The sequence below is a fragment of the Spirillospora sp. NPDC127506 genome (assembly GCF_040302145.1).
Classification (GTDB): Bacteria; Actinomycetota; Actinomycetes; order Streptosporangiales; family Streptosporangiaceae; genus Spirillospora.
Genome location: NZ_JBEORG010000021.1, coordinates 84,845 through 99,262, shown reverse-complemented (window position 1 = coordinate 99,262; position 14,418 = coordinate 84,845). Strand labels below are relative to the sequence as shown.

Below are 14,418 nucleotides of genomic sequence, written 5' to 3'. Positions count from 1 at the left end.
GTGTCGTCACGGCCGGAAATACGCGTACAACCGGTGGAAAGTTCAATACTGTTTCCGCCAGACCGCAGACCGGCCGGCGCGCCCGGCCGCCCGATCCCGCCGAGGAGCGAGATGAGCGCCCAGCAGCCGGGGAGCAACACGTATCTGGAGAAGGTCGTCGCGCAGCAGGCGGTGCTGGCGGACGACCTGAAGAGCCGCCGCGCCCCGCAGGCGGCGCCCGGCGCGCCGGGCGCGGTCCCGGCGCCCGGCCCGCTCGCGAAGCGGGAGCGCGCCCTCGGCCGCGGCGCGCCCGGCGGCGACCAGACCGGCCCCGGCCCCGTGGACGTGCGGATCACCGGGTTCTGGCGGTGGAAGAACGTGCTCGTCCCGCCGAACGCGTTCGTGGTGCACACCCGGCGCGGCCGGGCCGAGCCGCTGCACATCGGGCTCGGGGTGTCGTTCCGGTTCAACCCGTCCACCGACTCGTTCATCGTGGTGCCGGGCGCGACGCAGACGATCCTCATCAACGCGTACTGCATCTGCCGGGAGCTGCAGGGCGTGCTCGTCCAGGGCTACGTCCAGTGGATCATCCAGGATTTCGCGACGGCGTACCGCAAGCTCGACTTCGGCGACGCCGACGACCCGATGCGGCTGGTGAACCTCCAGCTCCGCGAGCAGGCCGAGGCCGCGATCAAGGACAAGGTCTCCACGATGGGCGTGCGGGACGTCCTCAGCGACAAGCAGCCCATCATCGAGGAGCTGACGGCCCGGCTGCGCGCGGTGGCCGAGGGCGAGGACAACAGCGACCAGGGGCTCGGGCTGCGGATCGTCACCGTGCAGATCAAGGAGGCCGTGGTCAGCTCGTCCCAGCTCTGGGAGAACCTGCAGAAGCCCTACCGGGCGCAGCAGGAGCAGGTCGCGCGGCTCGCCGAGCTGGAGGCCGCGGAGGTCGTCGCGCAGCGCGAGATGGCGGCCGCGCGGACCAAGGAGTCGCAGCGGCTGGACCACGAGCGGGAGCTGGCCGAGCTGCGCGCCGCCAACGAGTCGCGGCTGTTCGAGGCGGAGGCGGCGGAGAAGCTGCGCCGCGCCCGGCGCGAGCACGACGACGCCCGCGAGGTCGCCGAGCTGGAGACCGAGACGACGCGGCACGCGCTGCGGATGGAGCGGGAGCGCCACGCGGAGGAGGCCGAGACGGGACGGCTGCGCATCGAGCGCGACCACGAGCTGGCCCGGCTGCGCACCGAGGGCGAGCTGGCCCTGGCCGAGTCCCGCGCGCGGTCCCGGCACGAGCAGGCGCTGCTGGACCTGGAGCGGGAGACGGCCCGCGCGGCGATCGAGAACGGCCGGACGCCCGCCGCCGTGCAGGCGCGGCTCATCGCCGCCCTTCCGGAGATCATGGCCAAGCTGCCCAAGCCGGACGAGCTGCGCACCGTCACCGTCAACGGCGCCGACCAGACCAGCGTGGCGGGCCTGATCGCCCAGCTGTCGGCGGTGATCGGCGCGCTGCGCGCCGCCGCGGACGGGTCGGTCAGTGACGCCTCCCCGCCGGCGGGAAGGTGACCGGCAGCGCGACGAGGGCGCGGTGGAACGGGCCGGGCCGCCACTCCAGCGCGTCCCTCGGGACGGCCAGGTCCAGGTCGGGCAGCCGGTCGAGGAGCACCTCGATCGCGGCGGACGCGATCAGCCGCGAGTGGCTCTTGGCCGGGCAGGTGTGCGGCCCGCCCGCGTAGGACAGGTGCGCGCGGTTGCCCTTCCGGTCGGCCGTCGCCCGGGACGGGTCGGTGTTCGCCGCGGCGTAGCTGATCAGGATCGGCTGGTGGGCGGGCAGCGTGTGCCCGTGGAAGTCGACGTCCTGGCGGGGGAACGTCGTCCCGTAGTTGGCCATCGGCGGGTCGGTCCACAGGATCTCGTCCAGGGCGTCCTCGACGGGCATGCTGCCGCCCGACAGGTCGCCGCCGAACCGGTCGTCCGACAGCAGCAGCAGGATGCCGTTGGCGATGAGGTTCTGCTCCGGCTCGGTGCCGGCGCCGACCAGCAGCGTCAGCTGGTGCGCCATCTCCATGTCGTCGAGCCCGGCGGGATGGCGCATCATCCACGACGTCACGTCCGCGCCCGGCCGCTGCCGCTTGTACGCCACCAGCTCGCCGGTGGCCTGGGCGAGCAGCGCGTTGCCCTCCTCGGCGCCCTCGGCGTCGAAGATCGCGCTCATGCCGCGGACGAGCTTGTCGCCGATGTCGCGGGGGCAGCCGAACATCTCGTTGAACACCAGCAGCGGCAGCGTCCGCGCGTACTGGCCGATGAGGTCGGCCTTGCCGTCGTCGGCGAACCGGTCGATGAGGGTGTCCGCGCTGGTCTCGACGTGCTCGCGCAGCGACGCCGGGTCGACGCGGTCCAGGCTGTCGACGATCACCGACCGGAGCCGCGCGTGGACGGAGCCGTTGGTGAACAGCGCGTTCGGCCGCGCCATCATCATCGGCAGCACCGGGCAGTGCGGGCCGACCTCCTCCTCCCAGACCTCGCTGCAGCGCGGGAACGTGTCCGGGTCGCGGAGGATCTCCAGCGCCGCCTCGTACCCGATGACCAGCGTCGCCGGGACGCCGGGGGCCAGCTCGACGGGCACGAGGTCGCCGTGGGCGCGCATCCGGGCGTAGGTCGCGGCCGGGTCCTGCGCGTACTCGGGGCCGTACAGCGGGAAGCGCTGCGGTTCGGTCATGCGGGTTCCCCATCCAGGGTGAGGAGGTGGTCGACGAGTGAGATGAGCGCCTCGGTGGACGACCTGCGGTCGCGGGCGTCGCAGGTGACCAGCGGGGTCGCGGGGGCGAGGTCGAGGGCCTCGCGCACCTCGGCGTCCGGGAAGACGGGCGAGCCCTCGAAGTGGTTGACGGCCACCGCGTACGGCAGGCCCTGCTTCTCCACGAGGTCCATGACGGCGAACGACTCCTTGAGCCGCGCCGTGTCCACGAGGACCAGCGCGCCGAGCGCGCCGCGCGCCAGGTCGTCCCACAGCCGGGTGAAGCGCTCCTGGCCGGGCGCGCCGAACAGGTACAGGACGAGGTCGTCGCTGAGCGTGAGGCGGCCGAAGTCCATCGCGACGGTGGTGGTCGTCTTGTCGCGGATGCCGGCGAGGTCGTCGACGGTCGCGCCGGCCTGCGTCATCCGCTCCTCGGTGCGCAGCGGGCGGATCTCCGACAGCGTCCCGACGTAGGTGGTCTTGCCGACGGCGAAGTGCCCCACGATGAGGATCTTGACGGCGGTCCGCACGCTGTCGCGGACGTAGGCCGCGTCAGAGGCGAGCGCGGAGTCCATCGAGCACCTCCTGAAGGAGCCGGGCCTTCGACTTCTGGGCCCCGGGCGCCGCGGCCCGGGTGGTGAGGTGCCCGCTGTCGACCAGGTCGGAGAGCAGCACCTTGACGACCCCGACGGGCAGCCCGAGGTGCCCGGCGATCTCGACGACCGACAGCGCGCCGCCCCGGCACAGCCCCAGGATGCGGAGCTTCTCCGGGGACAGCCCCTTGCGCGGCAGGTCGCCGGTGGCGATGACGAGCGTGACGAGGTCGAACACGTTGCGGGTGGGGTGCGCCCGGCCGCCGGTGACGACGTGCGGGCGCACCAGCGCGCGCTCGTTCCTGCGCGGGGTCATGCGGGACTGCCCGCGCCCGGCCGCGGCGGGGTGGTCAGCTCCTTGCCCAGCCGCTGCACGAGTTCCTGGAGGCGGAACGACACGGTCTCCATGTCGACGTGCTGCGTCGCCGACACCGCGAGGTAGGCGCCGGGGCCGGCCGCGACGAGGAACACGTAGCCGTCGTCGAACTCGTTCACCGTCTGCCGCCACGTGGTGCCCGCGTCGCCGCAGAACTCGGCGGTGCTGCGGGCGAGCGACTGCAGGCCCGCCATGCCGGCCGCCTGCCGCTCCGCCTCGTCCCGGCTGATCCGCTCGGAGTGCGCCATCAGCAGGCCGTCGGCCGACAGCAGGATCGCGTAGCGGGTCTCCGGCATCCGCAGCGCGTCGTCCAGCATCCAGCCGAGCCGGTTCGTACCGTCGTCCATCGCGCCGTCCCACCCCTTGTTCGTGGCCGCAGAGTTCATGGCCGCAGGTCCTTGCTGTCGGTGCCCTCGCCGTCGGGCGGTGTGGCGGCGCGGCCGGACCGCGTCCCGCGCTGCCAGGCGCCGAGGCCCGCGGCGGTCTCCCGCGCCGGGCGGGCCTGCGGCCGCTCCCCGGCGCCGGCCGCGCCGTCGCCGGCGTCGGGCTCGGCGGGACGTTCGGCCACGGCGACGCGGCTCCGCTTCGGCAGCCCGCCCGCCGTGGCGGCGGCGTCGGCCGTGCGGGGCGCGGCCGCGGGTTCGGGCGCGCGCTCGTCCGGCAGGGACGTCAGCAGCGCGCTCGGCACGAAGACGACGGCCCGCACGCCGCCGTAGGGGGACTGGCTGTCGACCGACACCCGGAACCCGTACCGGGCGGCGAGCACGCCCGCGACCGCGAACCCGACGCGGGGCGGGTCGCCGAGCCGGTGGATGTCCACCGACGCGTCGCCGGACAGCAGCTCGGCCGCGCGCTTCAGCTCGTCGGCGTCCATCGCGACGCCCGCGTCGTCGATCGTGATGGCGACGCCGTTGTGCGCGGAGCGGAAGTTGACCTCGACGGCGGTGTCGGGGCGGGAGTGCCGCGCGGCGTTGTCCAGCAGCTCGGCGAGCGTCAGCACGACCGGCTCGACGGCGCGGCTAGTCACCGCGGTGTTCGGCGTCCCCTCCAGGTTGATCCGCAGGTAGTCGCGGATGCGGGAGGTCGCGCCGCGCACCACGTCGGTGAGCGACGACGCCGAGCGCTGCTGCCCCGGCCACGACCCGCACAGCACGGCGGTGGCCTGGGCGCGCCGGCCGAGCTGGGCGTTCATGTGGTCGATGCGGAGCAGGCCCTCCAGCACGTCGGGGTCGTCGTGGCGCTCCTGCATGTGCGAGATGGCCAGCTGCTGCTCGTTCGCGAGGCTCTGCACGGCGCGCATCATCGCGCGCAGCGTCGACTTCGCGGACTTGTCCGCGCGTTCCCGGACGCGGGCGGCGGACCCGGCGAACAGGTCCAGGACGGTCTGCATCGCCTGCCCGTAGGCGGGCGCTTCGCGGTCCAGGTCGTGCAGCGGGCCGGTGACGCGCACGCCCGGGTTGGTGAGGGACTCCATCAGCTCGGGCAGCCGGACGTCCGCGAGGTGCCGCAGCTCCTTCTCGCGCAGGTCGAGGCCGCGGGCCAGCGCGGCGTTCTGCGCGCGGAGCTCGGCGGTCGCCTGCCGCTGGCGTACCAGCAGGACGCCGGCGGCGATGCCGGCGCCCGCCACGATGACGAACGCCGCCGCCAGGAGGAATTGCTCCATCAGATCCTCGGATGCAGGGGGTTTCGGGCGAGGTGGACCGGCCGCACGGCCGGGAGTGGGGTGGCGCAGAACACGCCACAGATTCGGCACCGTAAGGCCGTTCGCGCAGGTGTGCTTGTGCTCGCGCGCAAGGAACTTGCCGGTGGGCGCATCGCAAGATCACCCACAGTCTGAATCGCGTTACTTTCCGCTGGATTCACCTGATTCGGCGGCGGTGATCGTACTACCCTCGGCTCCGCAAGCGATCACCGTGCCGGGACGGGGCCGGCTCGGGACGGACCGGCGGAAGGGCCTGCGGTGGACGACCTCGGCGGGCCGGGCGCCTACCGGCTCGTCCTCTGCACGGCGGACCGCGCCGAGCCGTTCACCGCCGGCGGCTACCGGTTCCTGCTGCCGCTGCACGGCGAGCTCCTCATGCTCCAGGACGGCCGCGAGGCGCGGCTCGGCCCCGGCACGGGCGGCCTCGTCCCGCCCGCCGCGCCGCTCCGGGTCGTCCAGCGGCGCCCCGCCCGCGCCCTCGTCATGACGATCCCGGTGCACGAGGTGGACGGGCGGCTGGACCTGCCGCCCCGCCCGGTGACGGGCCTCGACCTGACCGCCGGCCTCGGCCGCGTCGTCGCCGACATGGTGCGGGCCGTGGGGGAGGAGCGCGACACCCTCTCCGAGCCGCAGTTCGACGCCGCCTGCGACCGGATCACCGAGCTGCTGTGCCTGGCCGTCGCGGGCCGGCACCGCCCGCCCTCGCCCGGCCATCTCGCCGAGGTGGAGGCGGTCGTGCGCCGGTACGTCCGCGAGCACGCCACCGACCCCGGCCTCACCGGCACCGCGATGGCGCAGGACCTCGGCTGGTCGCTGCGGCAGATCCAGCTCGCCCTGCAGCGCGCCGGGACGACGCCGCGCGAGCTGATCCGCGAGGAGCGCCTCCGGCTCGTCCGGGACCGGCTGCGCAACCCGCTCTACCGGCACGTCACCATCACCGACCTCGCGCACGCGACGGGCTTCTCCTCGGCGAGCGCGCTGAGCCACGCCTTCCGGCAGCGTTTCGGGATCAGCCCGCGCGAGCTGCGCCGCCGGACCGCGCACCGCTGACCCGCGCTTTGTGCCCGGTGACATGGACAACCGGCCGCCGGGGGCGTTCACTCGTGCTGTGGACGCACCACTCGACCGCGCGCCCGCCGGCGCCCTAGCGCCCTGGTCGGGGCTGAACTGCTCCGTCCTGTTCTGCGACGTCGCGGGCTTCGGCGACCCGTCCCGCACCGACGAGGACCGCCGGCTCGTCCGCGAGGTCGTCTACCGCGTCCTGCTGTCAGCGCTGGAGGCGTCGGGCGTCGGGGCCGCCGACATCTACCGCGAGGACCGCGGCGACGGCGCCCTGGTGATCGCCTCGCCGGCCGTCCGCACCGCGTCCCTCATCGACCCGCTCGCCGGGCACCTGGCCGTCGCGCTCCACCGGCACAACCGGATCGCGAGCGCCGCCGTCCGCGTCCAACTCCGCGCGGCCCTGCACGTCGGCCCCGTCACCGCCGACGCCGAGGGCCTGAACGGCCACGTCATCATCCAGACGGCCCGCCTCATGGAGGCCCCCGTCCTCAAGACGGCCCTCGCCGAGACGGGCGCCGACCTGGGCTTCATCGTCTCGCCGTTCGTCTACGACGCCTTCGTGACCCACCTGGACGGCCTGATAGCCCCGGACGCCTTCGAGCACGTGACCCTCAAGGTCAAGGAGACGGCGACCGAAGCGTGGATGTACCTGGCGGGCGCCCAGAACCGACCCGCCCCGGCCCGCCGCTCACCCGACCCCGACGGCCCCCAGGGAACCACCGTCTTCAGCGGCGACGTCCACGTCCGCGGCGACCTGGTCCTCGGAAACAAGATCACCCACGAACACTGACGGCACGTCCCCCCACCGCTCCTCGACCCCGCGCACGAGCCGCGCCCACTTCCCCGGCGACCGCGAAACCGCCAGATTCCGCACCGCCGTGAACCGGAACAACCACCCCAGCGCATCCGGCTTGATTTCGTACCCCGATTCGGCCTGGTAGGCGTCGACGAACGCGTCGGCCAGATCCCAGCGCAGGGTGGCCTGCCGGCAATGTGCGATATGCAGGGCGGCCAGCGTGACGTCGTACCACTGGACGTCCCAATGTGCGCGATCCCAGTCGACGATCTCGACGACTTTCTCGTCCTTGACGAGCAGGTTCTCCTTGTGCACATCGTGGTGGGTGAGCCCTTCAGGGCCGAGATCCAGCCCCTTTCTCGCGGCGCGCAGCCGGGTGAGCCCCGCGTGGACGGTCAGGATGTGCTCGGGAGGCCGTCCCTGGGCGCGCATGTCCACGACAATGGCGTCGGGATGCCGGAGAACGTCGAACATCCCCCAGTCGTAGATTCGCAGACCGTGCGCGGGATGGCGCAATACGCCGGGGTCGATGACGCCGGACGTGCGATGCGTGAGCGCCAGTTTCCGCGCGGCGTCCTCGACCAGCTGAGCGGACAGCCAATTCGGTGCGCTGTCGTGCTCGGTGTAGGGGCGGACGAACCACTGGTTGCGAGGGCCGGTGACCCACTGGTGGCCGTCCCGCGTCGTGATCGGAGACCGCACGATGGATCCCGCCGCGGTTGTCTCCAGTGCCCGAATTATGGCGAATTGTCGATTAAAAGGGACTCGTCCACGTTCCTTGCGCACCTTCGAGGCCACGTATGGCCGCCCCTCGTGCCAATACGTGTAGTGCAGGCTGTAGTGGCGCCGAGGAGGGCCCAGAAACAGCGGATCCCGGTGCCCGTAATACCAGCGCAGAACTTCGCGGCAGGTGAGAAATCGGTCGTCTGGTTCGAGCAAAGCGCGTCCTCGATAACGTGGTCGGGCCTTGCCGGAGACCCGGGAGGTGGTCGTCCCAAAATCGCACTTACTCACGCACTACAGGCATTCTACGGGAGTTGTCCAAGATCCCGTGTCATGTTCGCGACTTGTGCAGTGATGATCCGAGACTCGTCGACCTGTCCCAGATCAATGTGGATCTTCGCCTGCAGCCGGAGGATATTGATCTCCTCGTGCAGGTCGCCCGCCTGCTTGGCGAGTTCTCTCGCCGCCCGTGCGTGGGCCAGGGCCTCGTCGGGGTGCCCCAGCCGCCGGAGGATCTCGCCGAGCGCACTCAGCGTGATGATCTGCCCGTAGCGCTGCCCTATGTCTCCGGCCACGTTGAGAGCCTTTTCGGCGGTGCGCCGTGCCTTCTGATACAGCCCCATGTCCAGGTAGACCTTGGCGAGCAGATCGAGTGAGCCGGCGATGCCGCGCTTGTCGTCGATCGAGTGGCAGAGCCGGAGCGACAGCTTCGCCGCCCGCCGTGCCCTGCCGAGCCGTCCGGCGTGGAGTTCCACGAGTCCCAGCGCGTTCAGCGTGTTGGCCTCGCCGAGGCGGTCGCCGATCGACCTGCGGATGGTGAGCGCGCGGTTCACGTCCTCCCTGGCCCGCTCGTACAGGCCCAGTCGGCGGTAGCAGCGGCTCAGATTATCGAGGGCCTCCGCCTCGCCGTGCCTGTCACGCAACTGCTGCAAGATGTCGAGGGCCTCCAGGCCGGCCGCGAGGGCGCTCTCATACCGGCCGAGCCGTCGGCAGATCGTGGAGAGATGGACCAGCGCCTGGCCTTCCCCTTGCGGATCGGCGATTCCGCGCCGGATGGCGAGGGCGTGTTCGATGTGCTCGCAGGCCTGTTCGTGCCGGCCGATCCGCATGTGGAGGTAAGCGAGGAAGGCGAGTGTCTCGCCTTGGCCGTGGCGGTCACCGATGTCGCTGCGGATTCTCAGCGCCTTCTCCGTGGCCGTGAGCGAGTCCTTGATCCGCCCCGTCCCGTAGTAGATCCGGGCGAGGTTGTCGAGCGTCTCCGCCTCGCCCCGCAGGTCTCCGATCTCCTTGCGGATCTTGAGCGCGCCGTCGGCGCACTCGTAGGCCCGTGTGTACTTGCTGAGTCCCTGGTAACCGCGCGCCAACGTGTCGAGAGTGGTGGCCTCCGCGTGCCGGTCGCTGATGTCACGGCGGATCTCCAGGGCCTGCTTGCCCAGGTCGAGGGCCGTGCGGTAGTCGCTCACCTGGAGATGCGTCCTCGCCATGTTGTCCAGGACGGCGGCTTCGCCGTAGCGGTCCTCGAGCTGGATGCTGAGCTGGAGCGCCGCCTCGGCCCCCTGGAGGGCCTCCTCCGTCTGGCCCAGTTCGCGATGGCTGACCGAGATGTGATGGTGCATGAAGAAGCAGGCGAGCGGGTCGGATCCCCGCCGCGCCGCCTCCAGGCCGAGGCGGTGGACTTCCAGGTTCTCGTGGCAGTGGCGGCGCAACTCGAAGAAGTCGTAGACGGCATCGGCGAGCTCCCAGGTGAGCTGGTCCCAGCCCAGCCGGGCGACCTGTCGGATGAGCGCGATCAGGTTCGGTTGCTCGGAGGCGAACCAGTCGAGGTGGCGGGCCCTTTCGGCCGGGTCCGCGTTCACCGGCGGCGCGGTCAGCTCCTGGCGGATGGTCCGGCGGTAGCGATCGAGGAACCGTCCCGCCTGCTGGGCCGTGGTGAGGTACCACATCGCGAGCCGCTTGATCGCCGCCGATTGGACGATCGGTGTGTCCTCCTCGGCGGCGCGTCCTTGCGCGTATTCGCGGAGAAGCTCGTGCAGGTGGTAGCGGCCGCCGCCGACGGCCTGGACGAGACCGGCCGTCTCCAGCAGGTAGAGGAGTCGGCGGGCCGCCTCCGGCGTCGCTCCGAGAAGCGCGCCGACCGCCTCCGGCGCGACATGCGGTCCCTCCACGAGTCCGAGCAGCCGGAACGCGCGCCGCGTCTCGGGGACGAGCCCCCGGTAGGACAGGTCGAACGCGGCTCCGACGGCCTCGCCGGGGTCTTCGCCCAGGGCCAGTTTGGAAAGCCGGTCTCCCTCGGCGAGGGCGTGCACCGTGTCGGCCACCGACTGCTGTGGACGGGTGGCGATGTTCGCGGCGGCCACTCGGAGCGCGAGCGGGAGCCGGGCGCAGATCTGGACGAGCGCCGCCGCGGCGTCCGGCTCCTGCCGGGTCCGTTCGCGTCCGGCGACCTCGCTGACGAGGTCGAGCGCCTCCGCCTCCGACAGCAGATCCAGTGCCATCGCACGCGCGCCGTACCTCGCCACCAGGGCCGTGAGTTTCAGGCGGGCGGTCACGATGACGACGCATGAGGACGTTCCCGGGAGCAGCGGATAGACCTGCCGCGGATCCTCGGCGTCGTCCAGGACGATCAGCATGCGCTTGTTGGCGAGCCGCGACCGGTAGAGCGCCGCGAGTTCGTCCTCGTCGACCGGGAGCCTGCTGTCCGGGACGCGGAGGGTACGCAACGCCTGGCCGAGTGCCTCCCTGGACGTGAGCGCGCCGCGCTTGGAGTAGCCGCGCAGATCGATGAACAACTGGCCGTCGGGGAAGCGGTCCGACACCAGATGAGCCCAGTGCACTGCCAGCGCCGTCTTGCCGATGCCCGGCATGCCGGTCAGCGCGATGATCACCGGGGCGGGGCCGCCCGCGTCGACGAGGGAACCCAGACGGTCCAGGATGTCCCGGCGGCCGGTGAACCCGGGAACGTCCGGCGGAAGCTGGCGGGGCGGGGGGTCGGCCTCCGGCGCCGCCGCGCTCATGTGCACGATCTTGTCTCCGGAGACGGAGTCGCCCCCGATGCTCGCCCCGCCGAGATAGGTCGTCATGCCCGTCCCTCCACGGATAGACGGACCTTCGCCCACGGTAACGCCTGACTTGTCAAGAAAAATATGGACAAATGCACAAGTGGCGGGTATCGGTCGCGGGCCGTCGTGAGGAATTCGGCGCCCGTGTGGATCAGCGTATGGCCCTGCGCCTTACCAGTCGGCCGGGGAAGTACGGTGCCGGTGTGGATCAGAGTGAGGTCGTGCGTCTTACCAACTGGGCCGGGAACGTCACCTACGGGGCCGTACGCGTGCACCGGCCGGAGTCCGTGGAGGAGGTGCGGCGCGTCGTCGCGGGCAGCCGGCGGGTGCGGGCGCTGGGCAGCGGGCACTCGTTCAGCCTCGTCGCCGACACCGCCGGGGATCTCGTCCGGCTGGACGGGCTGCCGCCGCTGGTGGAGATCGACACCGCGCGGTCGACCGTGACGGTCGGGGCCGGGATGCGGTACGCGGAGGTCGCCGCGGAGCTGCACCGGAACGGGTTCGCCCTGCCGAACATGGCGTCGCTGCCGCACATCTCCGTCGCCGGGTCGTGCGCCACCGGGACCCACGGGTCGGGGGACGGGCGGCGGTGCCTGTCCGCGTCGGTCGTCGCGCTCGAACTCGTCGGCCCGGACGGCGGACTGGCCGAACTCCGGCGGGGCGACGACGGCTTCCCCGGTGCGGTCGTCGCGCTCGGGGCGCTCGGCGTCGTGACGCGGCTGACACTGGACGTCGAGCCCGCGTTCGAGGTGGCGCAGAGCGTCCGGGTCGGCGTCCCGCTCGACGAGGTGGCGGGGCGGTTCGACGAGGTCTTCGGCGCCGCCTACAGCGTCAGCGCGTTCACCGACTGGCGCAGCGGCGAGGCCGCGGTCTGGCTCAAGCGCCGCACCGACGCGCCCCGCCCGGCGTGGAGCGGCGGACGTGCGGCGGAAGGCCCGGTGCATCCCGTGCCCGGCATGGACCCGGCGTTCTGCACCGAGCAGCTGGACCGTCCGGGCCCCTGGCACGAGCGCCTTCCCCATTTCCGGCCGGATCTGACGCCGAGCGCCGGTCAGGAGCTGCAGTCCGAGTGGTTCCTGCCCCGGGAGGCGGCGGCCGAGGCGATCGCGCGGGTCCGGGGGCTCGCCGGGCGGATCGCGCCGGTCCTGCACATCTCCGAGATCCGGACCGTCCGCGGCGACGACCTCTGGCTGAGCCCCGCCCACGGCCGCGACTCGGTGACGCTGCACTTCACCTGGCGCGACGACCCGGACGGCGTGCTGCCCGTGGTCGGCGCGCTGCAGGAGCGGCTCGTCCCGCTGGGCGCGCGCCCGCACTGGGGGAAGGTCAGCACCACGCCCGCCTCGGAGGTCGTCGGGAGGTACGAGCGCGCGCCCGACTTCGCCCGGCTGGCACGCGAGCTGGACCCCGCCGGCAAGTTCGGCAACCCCTTCGTGGACGCGCTCTTCCCGCGCGGCTAGCCGCCGGGGAGGGTGACCGTGACGGTCAGGCCGCCCTCGTCGCGGGGGACGGCGGCCACGGTGCCGTCGTGGGCACGCACGATCGACTGGACGATGGACAGCCCGAGGCCCGCCCCCTTGGCGGTGACGACGCGGTCGGCGTCGAGGCGGCGGAACGGTTCGAACAGGGCCGGGATCTCGTAGGGCGGGACGGCCGGTCCCGAGTTGGCGACCTCCAGGACGGCGCGGCCGGAGTCGGTGCGGCAGGAGAGGGCGACCCGGCCGCCCTCGGTGTTGTGGCGCAGCCCGTTCTCCAGGAGGTTCTGCACGACGCGTTCGAGGAGGAGGGCGTCCCCGGTGGTCACCGCCTCGGCGGTGTCGGTCTCGACGGTGATCCCGGACTCCTCGGCCTCGGCGGCGGTCTGGGACGCGACGTGCGCGACGACGTCCGCCAAGTCGACGGGGGCGCGGTCGGTGATCTCGTTCTCGGAGCGGGCGAGCAGCAGGAGCCCGGTGATGAGGCGTTCGTGGCGCGCGTTGATCTGCAGCAGCGTCTCGCCGAGCTGCCGGACGTCCGGGGACGCCGACCCCCGGTGCATCGCGACCTCGACGAGGGCGCGGCCGAGGGTGAGCGGGGTGCGCAGCTCGTGGGACGCGTTGGCCACGAAGCGACGCTGCCCGTCGAAGGAGCGGTCGAGGCGCTCCACCATCGTGTCGAAGGCGTCGGCGAGCTCCTTGACCTCGTCGTGCGGGCCGCGCAGCGCGATGCGCTCGTGCAGGCTCCGGTCGGCGGCGGGCGCGCCCGCGATGCGGCGGGCCGTCTCGGTGACGCGGTGCAGCGGGGACAGGACCCGTCCGGCGATGAGCCAGCCGAACGCCGCGGCGGCGCCGCCGACGACGAGCAGGGCGATCGACCCCTGGGTGACCAGGGAGGTGACGGCCGCGTCGTGCAGCTCGGCGCGCTGCTTCACCATCCAGCGTTCGGTCTCGCTCATCAGCCGGTCGTCCGGGAGGCGCTGCACCGGCGGCGCCGTGGACGCCGGGGCGGGGTCCACGCGCGTCGCGAGCACCTTCGTGCTCGACCGGGAGAGCTGCTGGTCGAACAGGGCGTACGTGGCGCCGAGGAGCACCACGCCGGCGACGAGGAACAGTCCGCCGTAGGTGAGCGTGAGCCGGGCGCGCAGCGACAGCCTCATGGGATCCGGTACCCCGCTCCCTTGACGGTCTCGATGACGGGCGGGCCGGCGAGCTTGCGCCGCAGCTTGAGGACGGTGAGGCGGACGGCCCCGGTGAACGGGTCGGCGTTCTCGTCCCACACCTTCTCCAGGAGCTGCTCGGCGGACACCACGGCGCCGTCCGCGCGCAGCAGCTCGGCGAGGACGGCGAACTCCTTCTTCGCGAGGGGGACGTACCGCCCGTCCCGGAACACCTCGCGGCGCGCCGGGTCCAGGGCGATGCCGGCGCGCCGCAGCGTCGGCGGCGCGGCGGGGCGGCACCGCCGGCCGAGCGCGAGGACGCGGGCGGCCAGCTCCGGGAACGCGAACGGCTTGGTGAGGTAGTCGTCCGCGCCGAGCCCGAGCCCGTCGACCCGGTCGGTGACCTCGGCGGCCGCGGTCAGCATCAGGATCCGCGCCGCCGCCCCGCCCCGCACGATCTCCTGGCACACGTCGTCGCCGTGGACGAGCGGCAGGTCGCGGTCCAGGACGATCACGTCGTAGTCGTTGACGCAGGCGCGCTCCAGCGCCGCGGCCCCGTCGTAGGCGAGGTCGACGGCGTGCGTGCCGTCCCGCAGCCATTCGGCGATCGCGTCGGCGAGCAGCCGCTCGTCCTCCACCACCAGCACTCTCATGGACCGTGATGGTGCCCGAGGCCGTGTTTCGTTTCCGTTAGGGCGCGGCCCCCGGGACGCGGAAACGCGGGGGAAACGTCCGGCCGGGTTCCATCGCTCCTCGTCCGGC

13 protein-coding genes are annotated in these 14,418 nt (G+C 72.5%); 4 read left to right on the top strand and 9 right to left on the bottom strand.

All coding sequences use genetic code 11. The features are described from left to right. Positions 1-111 precede the first annotated feature (111 nt). Positions 112-1,539: an SPFH domain-containing protein gene (locus tag ABTW95_RS20875; protein ID WP_396445686.1), complete on the top strand. Its 1,428-nt coding sequence runs from the start codon at positions 112-114 to the stop codon at positions 1,537-1,539. On the opposite strand, the gene ABTW95_RS20870 is transcribed toward ABTW95_RS20875, so the two are convergent. Genes ABTW95_RS20870 through ABTW95_RS20850 form a run of 5 tightly spaced genes read right to left on the bottom strand, consistent with a single transcriptional unit; the run spans position 1,508 to position 5,342 of the window. Further along, on the bottom strand, positions 1,508-2,692 hold the full coding sequence (locus ABTW95_RS20870) for a cytochrome P450 family protein (RefSeq protein WP_396445685.1): 1,185 nt from the start codon (positions 2,690-2,692) through the stop codon (positions 1,508-1,510). The genes ABTW95_RS20875 and ABTW95_RS20870 overlap by 32 nt on opposite strands. Then, the gene (locus ABTW95_RS20865) at positions 2,689-3,285 is read right to left on the bottom strand and encodes a GTP-binding protein (RefSeq protein WP_396445684.1); all 597 of its coding nucleotides are present in this window, start codon (positions 3,283-3,285) and stop codon (positions 2,689-2,691) included. The genes ABTW95_RS20870 and ABTW95_RS20865 overlap by 4 nt, the downstream gene beginning before the upstream one ends. After that, positions 3,263-3,619, bottom strand: a complete 357-nt coding sequence (locus ABTW95_RS20860; protein WP_396445683.1) for a DUF742 domain-containing protein — start codon at positions 3,617-3,619, stop codon at positions 3,263-3,265. Before ABTW95_RS20860 ends, ABTW95_RS20865 begins: the two co-directional genes overlap by 23 nt. Next, a complete protein-coding gene (locus ABTW95_RS20855) occupies positions 3,616-4,065 on the bottom strand; it encodes a roadblock/LC7 domain-containing protein (RefSeq protein WP_396445682.1) in 450 nt (149 codons plus the stop codon). The genes ABTW95_RS20860 and ABTW95_RS20855 overlap by 4 nt, the downstream gene beginning before the upstream one ends. Continuing rightward, entirely contained in the window at positions 4,062-5,342 is a 1,281-nt protein-coding gene (locus ABTW95_RS20850; RefSeq protein ID WP_500227134.1) for an ATP-binding protein, read from the bottom strand. Before ABTW95_RS20850 ends, ABTW95_RS20855 begins: the two co-directional genes overlap by 4 nt. 297 nt (positions 5,343-5,639) lie before the next feature. Here ABTW95_RS20850 and ABTW95_RS20845 point away from each other — a divergent pair, with 297 nt between their 5' ends. Both ABTW95_RS20845 and ABTW95_RS20840 read left to right on the top strand, forming a co-directional pair. Further along, positions 5,640-6,431, top strand: coding sequence for a helix-turn-helix domain-containing protein (locus tag ABTW95_RS20845; RefSeq protein ID WP_396445680.1), 792 nt, complete (start codon positions 5,640-5,642; stop codon positions 6,429-6,431). Positions 6,432-6,489: 58 nt separating this feature from the next. After that, positions 6,490-7,233 carry a nucleotidyl cyclase domain-containing protein gene (locus tag ABTW95_RS20840; protein WP_396445679.1) on the top strand — a complete coding sequence of 248 codons (744 nt, stop codon included), beginning with the start codon at positions 6,490-6,492 and terminating at the stop codon, positions 7,231-7,233. Here ABTW95_RS20840 and ABTW95_RS20835 read toward each other — a convergent pair. Together ABTW95_RS20835 and ABTW95_RS20830 are read right to left on the bottom strand one after the other, a co-directional pair. Further along, positions 7,132-8,178, bottom strand: a complete 1,047-nt coding sequence (locus tag ABTW95_RS20835) for a phosphotransferase (RefSeq protein ID WP_396445678.1) — start codon at positions 8,176-8,178, stop codon at positions 7,132-7,134. The two genes, ABTW95_RS20840 and ABTW95_RS20835, sit on opposite strands and share 102 nt — an antisense overlap. An 89-nt stretch (positions 8,179-8,267) precedes the next feature. Next, positions 8,268-11,042: a tetratricopeptide repeat protein gene (locus tag ABTW95_RS20830; protein WP_396445677.1), complete on the bottom strand. Its 2,775-nt coding sequence runs from the start codon at positions 11,040-11,042 to the stop codon at positions 8,268-8,270. A gap of 182 nt (positions 11,043-11,224) precedes the next feature. Between ABTW95_RS20830 and ABTW95_RS20825 the strand changes: the two genes are divergently transcribed. After that, positions 11,225-12,481, top strand: coding sequence for an FAD-binding protein (locus ABTW95_RS20825; protein WP_500227133.1), 1,257 nt, complete (start codon positions 11,225-11,227; stop codon positions 12,479-12,481). Here ABTW95_RS20825 and ABTW95_RS20820 read toward each other — a convergent pair. Together ABTW95_RS20820 and ABTW95_RS20815 are read right to left on the bottom strand one after the other, a co-directional pair. Beyond that, positions 12,478-13,656, bottom strand: a complete 1,179-nt coding sequence (locus ABTW95_RS20820) for a sensor histidine kinase (RefSeq protein WP_500227132.1) — start codon at positions 13,654-13,656, stop codon at positions 12,478-12,480. The two genes, ABTW95_RS20825 and ABTW95_RS20820, sit on opposite strands and share 4 nt — an antisense overlap. Next, the gene (locus ABTW95_RS20815) at positions 13,653-14,309 is read right to left on the bottom strand and encodes a response regulator transcription factor (protein ID WP_500227131.1); all 657 of its coding nucleotides are present in this window, start codon (positions 14,307-14,309) and stop codon (positions 13,653-13,655) included. The genes ABTW95_RS20820 and ABTW95_RS20815 overlap by 4 nt, the downstream gene beginning before the upstream one ends. Between the last annotated feature and the right edge of the window lie 109 nt (positions 14,310-14,418).

Excerpts from the sequence above, each read along its gene's own strand:
- ABTW95_RS20865 (WP_396445684.1), bottom strand. The coding sequence starts at position 3,285 with ATGGACTCCGCGCTCGCCTCTGACGCGGCCTACGTCCGCGACAGCGTG.
- ABTW95_RS20850 (WP_500227134.1), bottom strand. The coding sequence starts at position 5,342 with ATGGAGCAATTCCTCCTGGCGGCGGCGTTCGTCATCGTGGCGGGCGCC.
- ABTW95_RS20875 (WP_396445686.1), top strand. The coding sequence starts at position 112 with ATGAGCGCCCAGCAGCCGGGGAGCAACACGTATCTGGAGAAGGTCGTC.
- ABTW95_RS20830 (WP_396445677.1), bottom strand. The coding sequence starts at position 11,042 with ATGACGACCTATCTCGGCGGGGCGAGCATCGGGGGCGACTCCGTCTCC.
- ABTW95_RS20870 (WP_396445685.1), bottom strand. The coding sequence starts at position 2,692 with ATGACCGAACCGCAGCGCTTCCCGCTGTACGGCCCCGAGTACGCGCAG.
- ABTW95_RS20820 (WP_500227132.1), bottom strand. The coding sequence starts at position 13,656 with ATGAGGCTGTCGCTGCGCGCCCGGCTCACGCTCACCTACGGCGGACTG.
- ABTW95_RS20860 (WP_396445683.1), bottom strand. The coding sequence starts at position 3,619 with ATGACCCCGCGCAGGAACGAGCGCGCGCTGGTGCGCCCGCACGTCGTC.
- ABTW95_RS20855 (WP_396445682.1), bottom strand. The coding sequence starts at position 4,065 with ATGAACTCTGCGGCCACGAACAAGGGGTGGGACGGCGCGATGGACGAC.
- ABTW95_RS20815 (WP_500227131.1), bottom strand. The coding sequence starts at position 14,309 with ATGAGAGTGCTGGTGGTGGAGGACGAGCGGCTGCTCGCCGACGCGATC.